A 17,358-nucleotide genomic window follows, 5' to 3' on the forward strand; every position below is an offset into this window, starting at 1 on the left:
TTCTTTCAGCCTTTAGGGCATTTTCAATCTCAGAAGTTTTATTAAAAGTTATTTTTCAGGAAACCTGTCTCCAATTTCGGCTTTCACTCAACAAATATATATCACTCTTAAAGTATCTTTTATTCATGACCCTTGAGCCCGTGCATATGCATAAGATCTCGGAGCTTGCAGAGAGGATTGACCGTTCATTTGAGTTTGAGGAAACCAGGACGGCGGTAGATATTTATTCTCTGCTTGAGGAGTTGAAGATTGACGGGAAGGTCATCCTGAAGGCCGTGGGCAGGCTTTTTCGGGGGATGGTCAGGACCGAACTGATGGCACAGGGAGATGACCCATATCCTATTACTTATGCCTGTGACAGCGGGAGCACGAACCCGAAGACTTATGACAGCGGGCTTTTTGTGGATTTTTGTCACTGCGGGCTGGCTGCAACACCTACTGATCTTGATCTACAGAGGTGCAGAACAATTGTTTGTGCCGCTTATTCCTCTTCGCAGAGGATAGCAATGCAGGCGACATCAGGCTGGGAAACTTTTGATGAAGGGCTTGGGAGGGCAAAGCTGGTCACAATTGCTCCGGACGAGCTGAAAAGAAAGGCTCCTGACATGGTGCATAGTTTTGCCATGTACCTGGCAGAATCCGAGCACATGCTTTTCATGAAGGACATGCTGGAGCCGGAGAGCTTTTTCATAATTGACGGGCCTATTTATCCGAAACAGCTCATGTACTGGATGGTGCTGGACGACGAGGAAGTGCAAGTCCGGCAGAACAATGATGCCCGAAAAATCCTTCAGAATTACATTGATATTATGGATCATTTCCTGGAAAAGCAGAAACCTGTGATAGGATTTGTCAAAAATCCGACTGACAAGCAGATCATGGACGGTGTCCGGAAGAAAAGGGAAGCTTTTGACCTGCCCTGGATGCTTGACGCTCAGTTTTTCCGAAACCTCCTCTCCCCTCAGAAAGTTGATAGCCCATCCGGGCAGGGGCATGATGGAAGAAATTCCAAAAATAACGGGAAAAACGGTAAGTTTAACGGTTCCAGAAATACTTATATTACTTACACCAACTGGTTTTTACAGCCCAACAGGTTTTACGAGAAGCTGCTTAATGGGACTTCCCCTCTTGCAGCCGGGGACACGCTCCAGCAAAAGCTCAGGCATAAGTTTTCGCCTGAGGATTATGCCCTCTGTTTCTTCATGCTTTACGTGCCTTCCACAGATGTGGTTTTTAAGGTTGAAGCTCCTTATGGGCTTATTAAGGATGATTCCCTGCGCATGCAAATTACCAAAAAAGTGCTCTTTGACCTTTCTCTGCATGGGTTTCCCCTTACCCTCACAAAGGCAGACCACCTCGCAAAAATCAGGAAAGTGGAGAGGGGAGAGATCGATAAATTCTTTGAAAATATGAGTCCTGATATCACTTATAATGACACTCGGTGGGGTAATATCAATGAAATATGAAGATTCCGATATTCTGGCTTTTATTTCTAACAAGTCAAAACCGACTTCTGCTCCTGAAAAGGACACCGGATCAGAAGAAAATGCAGGATCAAAGGAAAGTCCCGAGAATGAGGCGAAAGGCCAGGAAAATAAATGCCTGGAAAAGGATCTGCTTACGGAAGCCTCCGGTCCGGACTCTCTGCCAGCTTTTGAAGAATTCCCTGTTCCTTCAGCTGAGGCTCCCATGGAAGATGACCCGCAGAACTCTTTTTTTCCGGACGGCTCTTCCGTTTCCCGGCCTTCCGAAAAAGACGAACTTCCATTTGAAGCATTTGATGACTATGATATCGGAACCTCCGGAGTTACTCCATCTCTGGATGAAGCTTTCGGGATCGTCACAACCGGCATAGAACCTCTTGAAATAACCCCCTCCGGAGCTACAATTACAGGATACATTGCTTCTGCCCGCAGGAGTGAGATCCGGCTCGGGACATATGTTGTTGTGCCGTATGAGGGTGGAGATAAACTCTTTGCAAGGGTAGGAAAACTTCAGTACAGGCAGGAGTTTGCCGTAGATGATGCAACTGAAATCCACTCGAGGCGCATGCTGAATGCCCGGGCAAGCCCTATGAATGAGGCAGACTACAAGTTCCTTGCTTGCCTTGACCCCCTTTGCATCCTGTACCGGAAAAAAGCAGAGAGTGCACTCACGCGCAGGATGGCAGACAGAATTCCCCGTCCGAACACTCCCATACTGCCTGTTACGGACAGGCTTGAAGTCCAGACGGGCCTGAACATTCCGGAAGAGGGGGTTTTCCTCGGGCACCTCAGCGTTGGAGGAGAACTTGTAAAGACCCACTCAGAGCCCGAAACAGTTGCTTATTACCTTAGAAACGACTATTTGCTGGGCGACCCCCTTATTTTCAGGCACATGCTGATCTGCGGGAGCACGGGGACAGGAAAGACTTTCCTCTCAAAAAACATCCTGCGCCAGTTCATGACTGAAGACAACAGGTATCGGCTGCGGAATTCTCCCGATAAAGCCCAGAAAAATCCCTGCCTGGTAATCATGGACCCTCAGGATGAATATTCTCAGTTTTTTGAGGATAACGAAACCCTTACCGAAGAGGACAAATTCAGGTTCGAGTCTGAAAATGTCACTTATGGCAGGATTCAGTCCACAAAGGCTTTTGTAGCAAAGGTCGAAGGGCAGAAATATCCCGGAGATAGGTCAAGGGCAGAACAGGTCGAGTTTACAATTCCTTTTTCTCTTGTGGAATACAACTCCTGGCTGATTGCGGCAGCCGGGATGTCCGAACTTCAGCATATAGGGCTTGAAGTGCTCCTCGGGGACTTTTTTAAATCAAGCGTTCCCCATACCTACCTGAACTTCATTAGCCATATTGAAAATGAAGGTACTCGTTCCGACTATGTTGACAGTGGAAAACTGCATGAGTCCTCTTATGACGGGATCGTGCGGAGAGTAAAAAGCCGCTTTTTCTCAAAGGTTTTTGACCAGGATGCAACTCCAATCACCGAAATTCTGGATAAAATCTTCAAGCCAGGGCAGGTTTCGGTTTTCCCAACCGAGTACATAAGTTCTCCCAGAATCAGGGACCTCATAGTGCTCACAATCATGAGCCTGATTGTTGACAATAAACTCAGCACCTCGGGTGTAGAAGCGATCAAAGAAACTCCAATAATCCTGGCACTTGATGAGGCTCACCGCTATCTTTCCAGTGCAAACGGTGAACATTCCCGCCTTATCATCTCCCGTTTCGCAGATGCAGCCCGCCAGGGAAGAAAAGAAGCATTGGGGCTCTTTTTGATCACTCAGGACCCTCAGGATATTGATGACACCGTCTTCAAGCAGGTCAACACAAAGCTGATCCTTAACCTCAATAATGATGCTGCAATCTCAGCCTTAAAAGTCCCTAAAGAATACGAACGCAGGATTCCCTATCTCAAAAAAGGGCAGATGATAATCCACAGCCCTGACAACAGTGATATTGTGGAAATCCTCGGGCTTTCAAACTGCGTTGTGAGACACCGCTAAGAGAATACAGTCCACAAAAAAGGAAATTCCAAAATGTTTAAAACCTGATCCTGAAAGGGGATGTCAGCACATGCCCTTACTGGGCAGGCATGTACTTTTTCCTCTCTGCCGGGCAATTTTTATTCCCGGCATTTTCTTTCAGGTTTTGTTTTTTCAGGTTTTATCTTCTTTTTGCCGTTTCAGAGTTTTTCGAAAAGCAGCATATTGTCCAGAACAGCCTGGATATTCCAGTATACATAAGTTCTATAGGCTTCGGAGTCGACGATGTCGTAAATTGCCATGCCTCCGACATTCCAGGAAACTCTTTTGATAAGTTCGCTCTCTTGCAGTTTGTCTACGAACGCTTTGAGTTTGCTGAAGTCATCGATACTTTCTCTCCAGTCCGCAGCCCTCAGTCCGCTGTCTCTGTCTGCGTTTGCCATTTCCATCTTCTGCAGGGCAAATGCATATATCTCGAGCAGGTCGATGTTTGCAGGCGAGACGTTCCTGACAATCGGGGCTCCTTCTCGCATACTTTCTTTCAGCCTTTCCGTAAATGCAAAGAGGTCGTCGGATGTCAGGGTTTTTTCGGCTATCTTTCCTTTTAATGTTTCAAGAGTCTGTTTCATGATATGTTACCCCTACATAATATGGCTCACATAGTCTTATTTTTAAGGGTGAGTTCCAGGGAGTAGTTCATTCACACCTAAAATAAGTAGTAAGTTTTCTATATTAAAATGATTCTAAATCAGTTAGTTCTGTGAGTTATTAACTCACACCTAAAACAGGATTATCTGTTTTCTGTATTAAAATTACCCGTCATTTATAAAGATATAACCTAAAAATTAATATCTTTTTATTGTAATTCTCAAAAATAATATCTTTTATGCTGTAAACTGAAGTAATTTAACTATTAAACAGACATTTCCTTTCCAGGATTTTATCTACAAGATTAAACATTTTATCTAAAAAATCCAGGATTTTATCTAAAAGATTAAACATTTTATAAAAAAGATAAAAAATGATGGGATAGCGCGGATTTGAACCGCGGTCCAAGCGTCCCAAACGCTCGAGGATGGACCAAGCTACCCTACTATCCCAAGGGTACTTCCTCTCAAAGGTTATTATCCTTTATATAGCTTTCGTTAGAACATGCATCTGTACTCTGACTTTACGACTCAAAACTTCCAGCCCCACTTTCATTAATTCTTGCCATTGTGTTGGGATCCCCCTGATCCTCAGCCTTTTTCCGTCACTCCCAGCGCTGATAGATGTCGTTTTCCACTCCTAAAAGGTCAAGCGCCCTGCCAGCCATGATGTCTATGAGGTCATCCAGGGTTTTCGGTCTGGAATAGAAGCCCGGGCATGCCGGGAGAATACTTGCCCCTGCTTTTTTAGCCTTCAGCATGTTTTCGAGGTGTATGAGATTAAGAGGGGTCTCGCGAGTCATCAGGATAAGTTTCTTCTCTTCTTTCAGGCAGACGTCTGCAGCCCTTGTGAGGAGGGTGTCAGATATTCCGTTTGCAACTGCCCCGAGAGTTTTCATACTGCAGGGAGCAATAACCATGCCTGCCGTTTTATGGGAACCACTTGCGATAGGCGCTGAAAAGTCCTTCTGGGAATAATTCCAGGTTGCAAGTTTTTCCACTTCAATGGGTAAATAATCAGTTTCGATCTCGATTATCTGTTTTGCAGCTTCAGTCAGTACAAGATGGGTCTTAATCCCTTTTTCCGCCAGCACTTCAAGAAGGCGGATCCCATACTGTACCCCTGAAGCCCCGCTAATTCCTACAGTTATTTCCATTATTCGCTTCTCCTTGCTGTCATGTCACTTTTTTCACAGGAGGCGATGAAGCTTCCAACCATCTCCTCTGCGGCTGAGACTATTTCCCCTATCTCTTCCTGGCTGATATTATCCACATGAATTCCGGCAACAAATACCGATGTCTTTCCTGTTGCCCTGCTTACCCGCCTTGCGCTGTCCAGGGCAAGCTGCTCTTCCCTGTGTCCGGGCAGTGTGATCACAGAAGAGCTGGCTCTCCTGCTTTTTTCATCAAATAGCCCGACCGCAACTGCACCTGCATGCTCCTCTCCGCCGGTAAGGGTCAGCAGGTAGTCTTCCCCTAGCTTTTTTGCTTCGAGTATGATTTCTACACTGCCAACTTTCCTTGTGGTTTTAAACAAAAGTTTTACTCCTGTATTTTAAGTTTTTTCCAGATCACTCAGCTTAAATTGTTTTGTGGTTTTTTTCACGTTAAAGTATTCCTTTGCAGCTTTTCCCACGGCTTCGCAGTGCTCTTTCGGGCTGTATACTCCCATCCTCCAGTTATCCATATGGGCTTCCTGCAGGATTGATACGAAATGTGAAGCTTCATTAAGCGGGATCATCCTGTGATCTGCTTTTATCATTGCTTTCATTTCCAGCATTTCAGGAGTCTTTGGAATATCCACAATCACGAATTGTGGGTCTACTCCTGCAAGTTCTGCAATCTCCTTTTCAGTTCTCTCAATTTTATCACGGTGCTTGAGCACACCTTTTCCTGCATCTTCAAGCCCTGTATAAAGCGCCCGCTTATAGAGTTTGCGCGCATCCAGCCGCCTTGCAAGTTCTCCTGCATATCCGCTTGCGTTTCGCATTGCTGCTATCAGGTCGGTGTCATCCATCTGCCTGAGCCTGGACGGGTCAAGTTCCCTATTTTTGATCATGTACTCCACGGCTTTTGAGCACATTGCTTCCGAGATTCTGGTCACGTGATGATAGTAAACCGAGGTATTCATCCAGAAACGGGAAACCAGAAGGGATTCGGCAGCTTTCAATCCTCCGTAGTCGACAACAAGCCTGTCTTCGTAAAAGTGCATCTGGTTGATCAGGCGGTTGTAGTCAACGACCCCGAAAGCAACGCCTGTGTAATGAGCGTCCCTGACAAGGTAGTCCATCCTGTCCACATCGATCTCACTGCTGAGGATCTGCCCTAAAGATGTCTCGCCTTTGACGTGTTTTGCAAGGTCTCCGGGGGAAATCCCGTGCTTTTTCAGCACTTCTTTTATTTCCCCTTTCCCTACAATTTCCTTTACATCATCATGCCTGTGCCGGGTATACTTGTCGATAACATTCTCGGTTACGTGGGAAAAAGGCCCATGCCCTACATCGTGCAAAAGGGAGGCAGCTCTTATCTCCTTTTTTTTATCCTCTTCAATAGAGTCGAGGTTTTTCATCAGCATGGAGGCAAGGTGCATGGTCCCGAGGGAGTGTTCAAAACGGGTATGGTTTGCTCCCGGATATACAAGGTTTGAAAAGCCAAGCTGCTTGATCCTTCTGAGGCGCTGCATCTGTGGGGTAGCCAGAAGTTCCTGGACGATTTCATCCATTTCGATGTAACCGTGTACGGGATCAAGGACAACTTTCATTATTCTTTAGACAGATGTCATTATATATTGCTGTATCTATTACTTTGATGCTATTACTTTGATACTGCATAAGTTACAGAAGCACCTGCCTACCCGAAGGCTGAAACAAAATCAGGGAAAAGGTATTATCATGATCATATTGTCAGGAGGCACCGGAACTCCCAAACTCCTTGACGGGCTCAAGGAAATCCTCCCGCCGGAGGAACTGACCGTTGTTGTAAACACTGCCGAAGACCTGTGGGTTTCTGGGAACCTGATCTCTCCAGACCTCGATACAGTGCTCTATCTCTTCTCAGACCAGATCGACCGGAAGAAATGGTGGGGTATAGAAAACGATACCTTCCGGACTTATGAGCGCATGCAGGAACTCGGGGTTGAAGAAAGCCTGAGGCTCGGGGATCGGGATCGTGCAACCCATATTATCCGTTCAAACCTCATCCGGGATGGGGCATCTCTTACGGAAGCTACAGTAAAGCTTGCATCCCTTTTAGGGATCGATGCAAGCATTCTACCTATGTCAGATGACCCGGTTTCTACCTGTATCGAGACCCTGAATGGGGTTATGCATTTTCAGGACTTCTGGGTTGGAAAACACGGAGAGCCCGATGTGCTTGGAGTTGACATAAGAGGCGTCTCCGAAGCTTCAGTTGCTAAAAAGGTCCTGGAAGCCCTTGAGACGGATGACAGAGTCCTCATAGGCCCGAGCAACCCCATAACCAGCATAGGTCCTATTATTTCCCTGCCGGGGATGAGGGAACTGCTGAAAAAGAAAAAGGTGGTCGCAGTCAGCCCTATAATAGGCAATGCTCCTGTCAGCGGGCCTGCAGGGAAGCTGATGCAGGCCTGCGGGCTTGAAGTCTCTTCCATGGGAGTTGCAGAGTACTATCAGGAATTCCTTGACGTCTTTGTTTTCGATGAAAGGGACAGGGCAGACGAATTCGCTTTCGAGAGACTTGGCTGCCGTGCCTGTCGTGCTGATACCCTGATGACCTCAACAGAGAAAAGCAGGGAACTGGCAGAGTTCGTAGTCGGACTTTTTGACACCGTATTCTGATTTTTCAATTTTCCATTTTAACTTTTTTTCTTTCTTTTCTTTCCCCTAAATTTTCTTTTTAACTTTTTTCTCTCTTTTCTTTCCCCTAAATTTTCTTTTTAACTTTTTTCTCTCTTTTCTTTTTCCCGCAAATTCCTTTTCTTTCTCTTTTTTCTACTTATATGGTCTTCAATGTTAACATAATTCGAAAGTTTTATGTACCCTTTTTTCTTCTTTTGTAACACTAAAAAACATAAAATTGGAATTTTGTCTTAATTTTTAAGTTTAATTCTGTGGTAAATGCCATTATTTTTCCCGATTAAATAACTTATTAACGGGTAGTAGAGGAAAAAGCATGATTGGAAGAAGTGTAATTGCTAACAGGAAAATCAAAACAAAAATCATAGATTTTGTTTTACTTACAATACTTGTTTTCTCCCTTGGTTCTATTCAAGGGATGGCAGCTGAAGCCGATAACCAGGAGTTGATGACTCGGGTTTTTGCCGCAGCCGAAGAAAGCCTCGGAGACATCGGACCTGAAGACACCCTTATAATCACGGACATCGGTTCTCCTGCGGAGTCTTATGTTTTTCTGGACGATTTCTATTCGGAGTTTTATGGAAGGGAGTTACTGTACACAAAGAACCTGCTTATAGTCCAGAACGCAAGGAATGCCCCTCTCTGGTTTGCTTTCTTTGACAAATCCAGTGGAGACTGTACTTTTATCGAGGTTTCATATGGAGATGAAAATAAGGTCAGCTACCAGGTAACGGAAAATATAAACTTTGATGCCCTTTCCGAAAGCCCGGAGTCCGTAGCAGCCTGGAATGAAAAAGTAGGCTCAAAGGTTTTTGATGGGCGTGAATTTGCCATCCTTACAATCTCTAACGGCTGGGCTACCGGGAGTTTAGATTATGAACTGATGCAGTGCCTGGAATTGCACAACCACTTCTGTCCCGGGGTTTCCAGCGGTTATGTACTTGCAAACTGGATGGAAGAGAATTACCCGCTTGAAGAAGGGGTAAGTTATACGGTTTTCTCCTGCCCCAACTGGTGTAAAGAAGATGTTTTTGTAAAGCGCTGGGATGCATCTCCTGGAAAAGGAGGGGTCTGGGTATCTGCGCTGACAGCCGAAGAAATAGAAGCCATTGGTGGCTCTCCTGCCGGAATCTTCGTGGTTACGGATAAAAACGCCGGAACTATGCAGGCAGTGGTACTCGGGTTTGACTTTGATGCGTTGAGTGCGGAATGTGGGGCAAAAGAAGATGATCCTGCCTGGGTTTCTAAATATCTGAGAGATCTCTGTCTTATGGACAGGAAAAACTGGGATAAGGAAGGACTTGTTACGGAAATCGCAGTCATTGACATTGATGAGGGTACCCTGAGCGAAATGAAACAGGCGGGTGCCAATCCCTATGTTGTTCTTGGGCTGCTCAACCCGGCAGGAAATGTCAATCCCTCAAGAAACGGGTTTCCTGGCATCGGCAGATGGATGAATAAATCTAAAGCCTGAATGAAAGCCTGAATGAAAGCCTGATATTTTATAGTTGAGAGCTTTTAACGGGTTTTTTAACCCTTTTTCTTTTTGCTTTTTTTTTGCTTTTTTTTCTTTGGTATGAAGATACGTAATTTGAAAGGTACTTTCTTTTCTTTGTGCTTGTTATTTGAATAATTTCATGTTTGTTTTTTCTTTTTCCGTCTTCGTTTTTCCACAGTCAAACTATTCTTTTTTATAGCTCTCTTATTTTTTCCAGAATTCTTTACCTTTATTATCCTTAAATTTATTAATACTGACATAACTATTTATTACAAATTCTCCTGCATCCCGGATGTAAATGGAACTGGAAAACCAAAGTTATATCAAGTACTTCAATGTTTCCTGAAATTGATTTATCTTTCCCGGTAGCGTGTTTGTATATCCGTATCCGCTTCGGGGGGCAGTATCCTCAAGGGAGCAGGATATTATTTCAGGGTTTTTTACTTCCCGGAATATTGAGACAGCCAAAAAAGGTTAAAACCATGCTTGAAAGACTGAAAGATTCACTAATTAACTCCCCTGTGATAAAGCGAGGGGAATATAACTATTTTATCCATCCTATTTCTGATGGTGTACCTTCCATCGATCCCCATATGGTAGAAGAGATTTCCGATTACATCGCAGAGATAGCAGATATGAACGTTGACACTATCCTGACTGTGGAAGCTATGGGCATCCCGGTTGCAAATGCCCTCTCCCTTAAAACCGGAATCTCTCTTACCATCGTCCGGAAGCGCCCTTACTTCCTTGAAGGAGAAGTGGAACTCTCCCAGAGCACAGGCTATTCGAAAGGTGTCCTCTATATAAATGGGCTCAAAAAGGGAGACAGAATAATTATCGTTGACGACGTTATCAGTACGGGTGGAACTCTTCTTGCACTTGTAAGAGCGTTACAAAATATGGGCGTCGAAGTAAAAGATGTAATTTCCGTTATAGGGCGCGGAGACGGCTATCTTAAGCTAAAGGAACTCGGATTTAAACCCAAGGTTCTCGTCACAATTGATGTTAGTGAGAAAGGCGTGGAGATAAAGGATGTCTTTGGGGATCAGTGAAGCATTCGATTTAAGGCCTGACTATATAATCAGCGTAATTAAGGATACGAAAGCAAAGCTTGTGGGCTTTCAGTTTCCTGAAGGGCTGAAACGCAAAGGTCCGAAACTTGCAAAAGCCGTTGAGGAGGCTACCGGAGCTGAGGTTCTCATCTCAGGAGACCCCTGTTTTGGGGCATGTGACCTTGATCGGACTCTCCTTGATCATGTTGATATTCTTTTCCACTTCGGGCATGCGGAACTGGAAGATGTCAAGCTTTCAGATAAAGTGTACTTTATCGAAACCCGCTCCTCAATTGATGTCCGGCCTGTTGTTGAGAAGGCTGTCCGGGAACTTAAAGGAGAGAGAATAGGTCTGATCACCACTGTCCAGCATGTCCATAAGCTTCCGGATGCATGCAGTGTGCTTGAAAAACTGGGAAAAACCTGTGTTATCGGACGTGGTGACTCCAGGATTGCCTATGCAGGGCAGGTGCTCGGCTGCAATTTTTCGGCAGCGAGGGATGAAGATTGTGATGAGTACCTTTATATCGGAAGTGGGGATTTCCATCCCCTCGGGGTATCCCTTTCCACAAAAAAACGTGTCCTTGCAGCTGATCCCTTTTCCGGTGAAGTCCGCGAGGTTAACCCTTCAAAGGTTCTCCGCCAGCGGAGTGCGGTAATTGCAAAGTCTCTGGATGCGCAGGTTTTCGGGATCATTGTCTCAAGCAAAAATGGGCAGAAGAGGATAGAACTTGCTTCTTCTCTCAAAGAACTTGCAAGGAAACATGGAAAAGAAGCACACCTGATCCTTATCGATCTCGTAACTCCTGATCAGCTGCTTCAGTTCAAGGTAGACGCTTTCGTAAACACCGCCTGTCCCAGGCTTGCTGTGGATGAAGTGGGACGTTTTCCTTCCCCTATGCTGACCCCACAGGAGTTTGAGATCGTGCTTGGAGAACGTGAATGGGAAAAGCTTGTGCTGGATGAAATTACCGAGGAACCTGTATAACCTTTTACCAAATGCCTGTATAACTTTTTGCCAGATATAAAACAGAGAAGAAAACAAAAGATATGAAACAGAGAAAACTTGAAATGCTGCTTGAAGAAGTCGAAGGTTTTTCCGATCCCGAACTTGATCTGGAACAATACCAGACTCCTTCTCCCCTTGCTGCGGAAATACTCCATTTTGCTTATATGCAGGGAGACCTTGAAGAATCAGTCCAGGACCTGGGCTGTGGTACCGGTATTCTTGCAATAGGGGCAAAACTTCTGGGAGCCAGGGAGGTCGTGGGATATGATACGGACCCGAAGGCGCTTGAGGTTGCAAAAAAAAATGCCGAAAAACTTGGAGTGGAGGTGGAGTTCGTTTGCTCCGATATTACGGAAGTCTCAGGGCATGTAAAAACCACACTTATGAACCCTCCATTCGGGGCAAGAGTTAAAGGCAGGGACAGACCCTTTCTTTCGTCAGCATTAAGAACAAGTGAGGTAATATATTCCATCCACAACCGCGGAAGCCTTGCTTTTATCCAAAAGTTCATTAAGCCTGCGGTCATTACACACTCTTACGTTGCGAAATTCCCTCTAAAAAGGACTTTCGATTTCCATCAAAAAGAAAGAGAAATTATTGAGGTAGAGATTTACAGGGTTGCTGTTCATGAATAAAGCCTGTGTTCAGGAGCCATTTAAGGCCTCATGTTTTACAGCTTTACATCTTCAGATTTCATTTTAAAAGGCGGAATTAATAACTCTATTGTATAGAGTATTGTATAGAGAACAGGTCATGGTGTTAAGAATAAATCCGTAATACATAGAACAAATCCATGGCGTAGACAGATACTTTGGGACAGATAATCTGAAATAAATAAGCTGGGGTACTTTACAATAATCTAATTTGTATGTATTGAAATGTATGCCATGCTGCAAGGGAAGAATTAACTTGAAGATATTAAGAAAGGAAATTACTCCTATTCCTCCCGAAGATGAGTTCTCTATGAGTTCAATTGCCGCCAAAAACTCTATAAAGAAAACTCTCTAAAGATTACTGAAAAACCATTAAAACGACTTATCTATCCACTAATAGCGATAATTCGAATGAGGGATCATGATTAGAATCCGAAAAAATAAAACTACTAGGAAAAAATTAACAGGTCCTGGTGAAGGAAAGACGATTGCTGATAAATCGGTCCCTGCAACTGCAGAAAGCAGGGATCAGTCAAGGGACCAGTCAAGTGACCAGTCAAGGGACCCGTCAAGGAGCCCTCAAAGGGAGCAGTCCCGGGACAAGTTTAAAAGCCAGCCCCGAACCCAGTCCAGGGATCAGTTCAAGGGTCCGGCAAGGGACCAGTTTAGAGGTCAACCCAGGGGCCAATCCAGAGGTCAGCCCAGGGATCAGTTCAAGGGTCAGTCTAGAGACCAGCCCACAGATCAGTTCAAAGGCGACCCTAACAAAAAGAGAAGGTTCCCATATCCTAAGAAAACTCCCCGAGATAGGAAGGAAATGTCAGGATCCAGGCCTCCTGTCGAAGAAGCCGTGAGATCTGAAGAAGACCTTGAAAAAGGAGGTTTTGTTCTTCCGGGAGAACTTGTCGGAACTACAGAGGAATTCAAACCAGGCGAAGGAACAGCGGTAATTGCTGGAGATATTTATTCTACTGCTACAGGCAATGTACTCATTGACCGAAAAGCCAGAGTGGTCCTGGTTAAGCCAAATACTCTTACTCCAAATCTCCTTAAAGTAGGAAACATAATTTACGGCAGGATCACTGACGTCCGCGAGTCCGGGGCAATGGTGGAAGTTGCAGCAATTGAAGGAAAAGAAAACAGGGAAATTGTCAGCTCAAGGCCCGGAGATGTCCACGTTTCAAATGTAAGGGATGCCTATGTCAAGAGACTGTTAGATGAGTTCAGACCGTCTGATCTTATAAGAGCCAAAGTCATTGAAGTTGACAGAATGCGCCTTACCACAGCCGAAGATTCCCTTGGAGTTGTAAAAGCTTACTGTTCAAACTGCAGAGGGGAACTTGTGCTGGAAGGGAAAAAGCTTAAATGCCCTGTCTGCAATATGACTGAAACCCGTAAGATTTCAACCGAGTACGGGAAAGGAATAAGGTAAATTTCTCTTTCCCTATCTTACTTTATGCAGGTTTCGACATTTTATGATAAATTATGTATTTTATGGCAGGCTGTTTATAGCAGGCTATATTATTCACCATTTACAGGTGGTCACCAATGGAACTGAACATCATTAACAAAACAAATAACGAGCTCGAAGTCGAGTTCAGAGGCGAAACTCATACCCTTCTCAATCTTCTCAAGGACCTCCTGATTAAAGATGAAAGGGTTGAAGCAGCTTTTTACGATATGAAACACGTGAGCATCAGTGATCCTATCCTTTACATCAAAACCGATGGTACGGACCCGATTCTGATCTTAAAGGAAACGGCAGCAATAATTGTTGCTCAGTGCGATGAGTTTATTGAGGTCTTCGGCAAGGCAGTAAATGCCTGAAGCCTATGACTGCAGGACGTCTCTTTAATAGACGTTTTGCTCCTTTTTCTTTATCAGGAACCCTTTCCTGCTCTGTACTTTCAGGTAAAGGTTTTTGGATAGTATTTCCTTTTTCATTTTACGCTTTTATATAAATGAAATTCGCCTAACACTTCTATGGCAGTCTTCTTCTACGGAATTTTACTTCTACGGTAGTTCACTGTCCTTTTTATAGCTATTTCTGGAATACATTTTTATTAATTCGTGATAATACCACTGGTACGTAGAGCTCTAAGCAGGTTAAATCATAAATTTACAGTTATCACTGAGGTATACATAATATGACACTTGACGACTCATATTTACAGAAGTTTGGTTTCATAAAGCGAGAAACCCTTGGCAGCATAAATATTGACCCTCTTCAGACTGGCGGGCTTTTGACCGAGGCTGCCAGGCAGACTCTTGTTGAATGGGGAGACGGTTACTCTGTCTGCGACTTCTGTGGAGGGGTTCTGGACCAGATCAAAAAACCCCCTATTCATGATTTCGTACACCAGGCTCTTCCAGAGTTCCTGGGTTGTGATGAGGCAAGGGTCACAAACGGGGCAAGAGAGTCCAAGTTTGCAGTTATGCACTCTATGGGAAAGCCCGGGGACTGGATCGTGCTTGACGGGCTTGCCCACTACTCCTCTTACGTTGCAGCTGAAAGAGCCGGCTTGAATATCAAAGCCGTACCACATGCAGGCAGCCCCGAATATCGCATGGATCCGGAAGGTTACGGCACTGCAATTGAAGAAGTCATAAAAGAAAGTGGAAAACCTCCAGCTCTTGCCCTTGTAACATATCCTGACGGGAGCTACGGAAACATCCCGGATGCCGGAAAGATAGCGTCCGTCTGCCACGAATACGATGTTCCTCTCCTCCTGAACGGGGCTTACTGTGTTGGAAGGATGCCTGTTTCCGCAAAAGAAATCGGGGCTGACTTCATTGTGGGCAGCGGGCACAAGTCCATGGCAGCGTCCGGGCCGGTTGGAGTGCTCGGGGTAAGTGAAGAGTATGCTCCGATAGTGTTCAGGAAGTCCGAGTACAATAAGGCAAAGGAAGTCGAACTTCTCGGGTGCACTGCCCGCGGGGCTACGGTTATGACCCTGATGGCATCTTTCCCCGAAGTTGTAAAGCGCGTCCGGAACTGGGACCAGGAAGTCGAAAACGCCCGCTGGTTCTCTGCAAAGCTTGAGGATCTGGGCTTTATCCAGCGCGGACAGAAACCCCATTCTCACGACCTTATGTTCTTCGAAGCACCGGGTTTCTACGAGATATCCCAGAAGGTAAAGAACGGCAGGTACTTCCTATACAAGGAATTGAAGAGCCGCAACATCCACGGCATCAAGTCCGGGCTGACAAAGTATTTCAAGCTCAGCACCTTCGGGGTCGGAAAGGAAAAGCTCGGTGTTGTTGCGGAAGCCTTCGAGGATATCCTGAAAAAGTACGAAACTATTTAAAATCCGCGAAATCAGATCGTTTTTGATGCCCGGGAGTAATCTGACAGTCTGTCCCGAAATCCGGGCATCATGATTACTTTTTTTGAATCTACCTTTTGAAACCGGGATTAGACTCTCATTCCGAATGATGGATTTCTCTGAAAAGGTCTTATTCCGAATGATGGATTTCTCTGAAAAGATGCTTGAACACGAAAAGGTGCAGAAAGAGTTTCTCGGTCCTCAGTGCATGATCAAGTACCTTGACCTCGGGATTGCCGTGGGCTCGGCTGCCGCAAAAGCAAAAGACCTCTGCATCGACAACCGTGTCCTCTATTCGGCAGGGGCTGCAGCCTGTTATTTTGAGATGATCGATGCGGATGTGGCAATGGGGCTCCCGCTGAGCGTTAAGGGGAAGAATATTTTCTTTGACAGGGAGTCTACGAGGAAAGCCAAATCCTGACCGATAAAGGGCTGAATTCTACGAAACTGAATAAAAAAAGTATACGTTTTTTATATTTTTGAGGCAGGACTTGAGCTTAAAATTTTCTCAAATCCTGCCCTAAATTTGTCAAAAATGAAAAATTCCTCTGGCTTAAGTTTTACTTTCCTTTACCTCCGGATCCTCCACTTCCAGGTCCGTTACCTCCAGATCCTCCACTTCCAGGTCCGTTACCTCCAGATCCTCCACTTCCGGATCCTTTATCAGCAGGTCTTTTTGACTTTTCTCCTGCTTTATCACCTATCATCATTGTTTTGGCAAAACCACTTGCCCTGAAGGTGTCTTCTTCGCCGACTGATCCAGCTGCTTCAAATTGCAAGCCGTTGCCATCAAGAGTGAGATAATCTGTGTCTAGCAGATCTGATGCCAGATAGATCAAAACAAGTTCTTCGAGACCATCCCCATCCGCATCTGTTATCTCACTCCGATCGTACTCACCTGCAGTGATGGGTTTAGAATTACCTGCGCTGTCAGTGATTGTTAGGGTGATGGATCCAGGATTGATGTCACCAGCCTTATAATCCGCGTTATAATCTTCCACATGGAAAACTACTGACGTCCATTTGGCATTCGTTCCGATCACCAGATTTTCCGGTGAAACCGAAAGGCCCAATGTTATTTCTTCTGCAGCTGCAGTAGATGCAAACATGCCCATCAAAATCAGTAAAGATCCAAGACAAATTGCTATATTTCTTTTAGTTTTCATTTTAGCCTCCTCTATGTTTTCCCACTCACTAATTTACTGTTTTTATTGTTTGAATTCCGTTTTTGTTGTTTGAATTATTCCTGCCAACGATATAATTTTGGAAATTATATTCAGAAGGAATTCTCCTTATAATACGTCTTTTGATATTTTTTTGGTGTAATCTTCAGGCTCCTCTTCCAATAATATTTTTCATTTTTCAGTGAGAACGTTCGCTACAATTTAAGTTAACGGCGACATCATTTTTCTTTTCTTTTATACTATGATGCCGCATATTTTGGATTATAAATTAAAGAAGAAGACGGGAGTTCTTGAGCTCCATACTTTCAGAGTATTTCACCTTTATCCAAATTCTTTAAATGAGTATGAATCCCCTTACGTTGGATCTTTGAATTTTTGAGCAATTACTCTATTACCCTTGCAGCATTTGGTTTTTGGAGCATGGAAACATTTTAGGCTACAGAATAAATACAACGGGAATTTATCGGTTCCAGGCTACTGATTAAATCTTGATGCATTGGGGTCTTTTCAGGCTCCGTTGCGGCAGGATAAATTACTTCCTCATCGACATATTGGTCAATAAAATCAAAGGCGGATTTATGGGAAGGAGCGTAAAACCCCGAAGTCTTCAGCTTCGTGGGATATAAGCGTCAACTTCCTCACGTTCTGCTGTTATTGATTCTGCAAACTTCTTTCT

The 17,358-nt window shown here is 44.6% G+C and carries 15 protein-coding genes, 1 tRNA gene and 1 pseudogene; 11 read left to right on the forward strand and 6 right to left on the reverse strand.

Annotated features, from left to right (window positions below; translation table 11 throughout):
* The first annotated feature begins 125 nt into the window (after positions 1 to 125).
* Entirely contained in the window at positions 126 to 1,466 is a 1,341-nt protein-coding gene (locus EO92_RS03900) for a DNA double-strand break repair nuclease NurA (protein ID WP_048169484.1), read from the forward strand.
* Positions 1,456 to 3,501: an ATP-binding protein gene (locus EO92_RS03905; RefSeq protein ID WP_235283170.1), complete on the forward strand. Its 2,046-nt coding sequence runs from the start codon at positions 1,456 to 1,458 to the stop codon at positions 3,499 to 3,501. Before EO92_RS03900 ends, EO92_RS03905 begins: the two co-directional genes overlap by 11 nt.
* A gap of 179 nt (positions 3,502 to 3,680) precedes the next feature.
* Here the strand turns inward: EO92_RS03905 and EO92_RS03910 are convergent, their stop codons facing one another.
* The 5 genes from EO92_RS03910 to EO92_RS03930 form a co-directional block, all read right to left on the reverse strand.
* Positions 3,681 to 4,109: a hypothetical protein gene (locus EO92_RS03910; RefSeq protein WP_048134713.1), complete on the reverse strand. Its 429-nt coding sequence runs from the start codon at positions 4,107 to 4,109 to the stop codon at positions 3,681 to 3,683.
* Between the two features lie 396 nt (positions 4,110 to 4,505).
* Positions 4,506 to 4,580 (reverse strand) — tRNA-Pro (locus tag EO92_RS03915).
* Between the two features lie 152 nt (positions 4,581 to 4,732).
* Positions 4,733 to 5,284, reverse strand: coding sequence for a UbiX family flavin prenyltransferase (locus EO92_RS03920; protein WP_048134714.1), 552 nt, complete (start codon positions 5,282 to 5,284; stop codon positions 4,733 to 4,735).
* Positions 5,284 to 5,664, reverse strand: a complete 381-nt coding sequence (locus EO92_RS03925; RefSeq protein ID WP_048161886.1) for a hypothetical protein — start codon at positions 5,662 to 5,664, stop codon at positions 5,284 to 5,286. Before EO92_RS03925 ends, EO92_RS03920 begins: the two co-directional genes overlap by 1 nt.
* Before the next feature lie 18 nt (positions 5,665 to 5,682).
* Complete coding sequence (locus EO92_RS03930; protein WP_048161888.1) at positions 5,683 to 6,888, reverse strand: HD domain-containing protein; 1,206 nt, start codon at positions 6,886 to 6,888, stop codon at positions 5,683 to 5,685.
* A gap of 130 nt (positions 6,889 to 7,018) precedes the next feature.
* Here EO92_RS03930 and cofD point away from each other — a divergent pair, with 130 nt between their 5' ends.
* The 9 genes and pseudogenes from cofD to EO92_RS03975 form a co-directional block, all read left to right on the forward strand.
* Positions 7,019 to 7,942, forward strand: a complete 924-nt coding sequence (cofD, locus tag EO92_RS03935; RefSeq protein WP_048161890.1) for a 2-phospho-L-lactate transferase — start codon at positions 7,019 to 7,021, stop codon at positions 7,940 to 7,942.
* Between the two features lie 334 nt (positions 7,943 to 8,276).
* Positions 8,277 to 9,434, forward strand: coding sequence for an FmdE family protein (locus EO92_RS03940; protein WP_235283171.1), 1,158 nt, complete (start codon positions 8,277 to 8,279; stop codon positions 9,432 to 9,434).
* A 506-nt stretch (positions 9,435 to 9,940) separates the two neighbouring features.
* Positions 9,941 to 10,510 (forward strand): hypoxanthine/guanine phosphoribosyltransferase, encoded by a 570-nt coding sequence (gene hpt / locus EO92_RS03945; protein WP_048161920.1) that lies wholly within the window; start codon positions 9,941 to 9,943, stop codon positions 10,508 to 10,510.
* Positions 10,491 to 11,498: a diphthamide biosynthesis enzyme Dph2 gene (gene dph2, locus EO92_RS03950; protein ID WP_048169469.1), complete on the forward strand. Its 1,008-nt coding sequence runs from the start codon at positions 10,491 to 10,493 to the stop codon at positions 11,496 to 11,498. Before hpt ends, dph2 begins: the two co-directional genes overlap by 20 nt.
* Positions 11,499 to 11,560: 62 nt before the next feature.
* Positions 11,561 to 12,154 (forward strand): METTL5 family protein, encoded by a 594-nt coding sequence (locus tag EO92_RS03955; protein WP_048134719.1) that lies wholly within the window; start codon positions 11,561 to 11,563, stop codon positions 12,152 to 12,154.
* A gap of 439 nt (positions 12,155 to 12,593) precedes the next feature.
* The gene (locus EO92_RS03960; protein WP_048169471.1) at positions 12,594 to 13,604 is read left to right on the forward strand and encodes an exosome complex RNA-binding protein Csl4; all 1,011 of its coding nucleotides are present in this window, start codon (positions 12,594 to 12,596) and stop codon (positions 13,602 to 13,604) included.
* Positions 13,605 to 13,720: 116 nt separating this feature from the next.
* Positions 13,721 to 13,999, forward strand: coding sequence for a DNA-directed RNA polymerase subunit L (locus EO92_RS03965; protein WP_048134721.1), 279 nt, complete (start codon positions 13,721 to 13,723; stop codon positions 13,997 to 13,999).
* Between the two features lie 320 nt (positions 14,000 to 14,319).
* Entirely contained in the window at positions 14,320 to 15,480 is a 1,161-nt protein-coding gene (gene pscS, locus EO92_RS03970) for an O-phospho-L-seryl-tRNA:Cys-tRNA synthase (protein ID WP_048169473.1), read from the forward strand.
* 172 nt (positions 15,481 to 15,652) lie between these two features.
* Positions 15,653 to 15,919 (forward strand): annotated as a pseudogene (locus EO92_RS03975) (DUF2148 domain-containing protein); the annotation flags it as partial.
* 139 nt (positions 15,920 to 16,058) lie between these two features.
* Here the strand turns inward: EO92_RS03975 and EO92_RS03980 are convergent.
* A complete protein-coding gene (locus EO92_RS03980; protein WP_156165724.1) occupies positions 16,059 to 16,616 on the reverse strand; it encodes a hypothetical protein in 558 nt (185 codons plus the stop codon).
* Positions 16,617 to 17,358 lie beyond the last annotated feature (742 nt).

It is taken from the genome of Methanosarcina sp. 2.H.A.1B.4 (assembly GCF_000979385.1).
In the GTDB taxonomy this organism is placed as follows: domain Archaea; phylum Halobacteriota; class Methanosarcinia; order Methanosarcinales; family Methanosarcinaceae; genus Methanosarcina.

Coding starts and splice junctions, on each gene's coding strand:
- EO92_RS03900 (WP_048169484.1), top strand. CDS start 126: ATGACCCTTGAGCCCGTGCATATGCATAAGATCTCGGAGCTTGCAGAG.
- EO92_RS03955 (WP_048134719.1), top strand. CDS start 11,561: ATGAAACAGAGAAAACTTGAAATGCTGCTTGAAGAAGTCGAAGGTTTT.
- EO92_RS03960 (WP_048169471.1), top strand. CDS start 12,594: ATGATTAGAATCCGAAAAAATAAAACTACTAGGAAAAAATTAACAGGT.
- pscS (WP_048169473.1), top strand. CDS start 14,320: ATGACACTTGACGACTCATATTTACAGAAGTTTGGTTTCATAAAGCGA.
- hpt (WP_048161920.1), top strand. CDS start 9,941: ATGCTTGAAAGACTGAAAGATTCACTAATTAACTCCCCTGTGATAAAG.
- EO92_RS03965 (WP_048134721.1), top strand. CDS start 13,721: ATGGAACTGAACATCATTAACAAAACAAATAACGAGCTCGAAGTCGAG.
- EO92_RS03930 (WP_048161888.1), bottom strand. CDS start 6,888: ATGAAAGTTGTCCTTGATCCCGTACACGGTTACATCGAAATGGATGAA.
- EO92_RS03910 (WP_048134713.1), bottom strand. CDS start 4,109: ATGAAACAGACTCTTGAAACATTAAAAGGAAAGATAGCCGAAAAAACC.
- EO92_RS03905 (WP_235283170.1), top strand. CDS start 1,456: ATGAAATATGAAGATTCCGATATTCTGGCTTTTATTTCTAACAAGTCA.
- cofD (WP_048161890.1), top strand. CDS start 7,019: ATGATCATATTGTCAGGAGGCACCGGAACTCCCAAACTCCTTGACGGG.
- dph2 (WP_048169469.1), top strand. CDS start 10,491: ATGTCTTTGGGGATCAGTGAAGCATTCGATTTAAGGCCTGACTATATA.
- EO92_RS03920 (WP_048134714.1), bottom strand. CDS start 5,284: ATGGAAATAACTGTAGGAATTAGCGGGGCTTCAGGGGTACAGTATGGG.
- EO92_RS03940 (WP_235283171.1), top strand. CDS start 8,277: ATGATTGGAAGAAGTGTAATTGCTAACAGGAAAATCAAAACAAAAATC.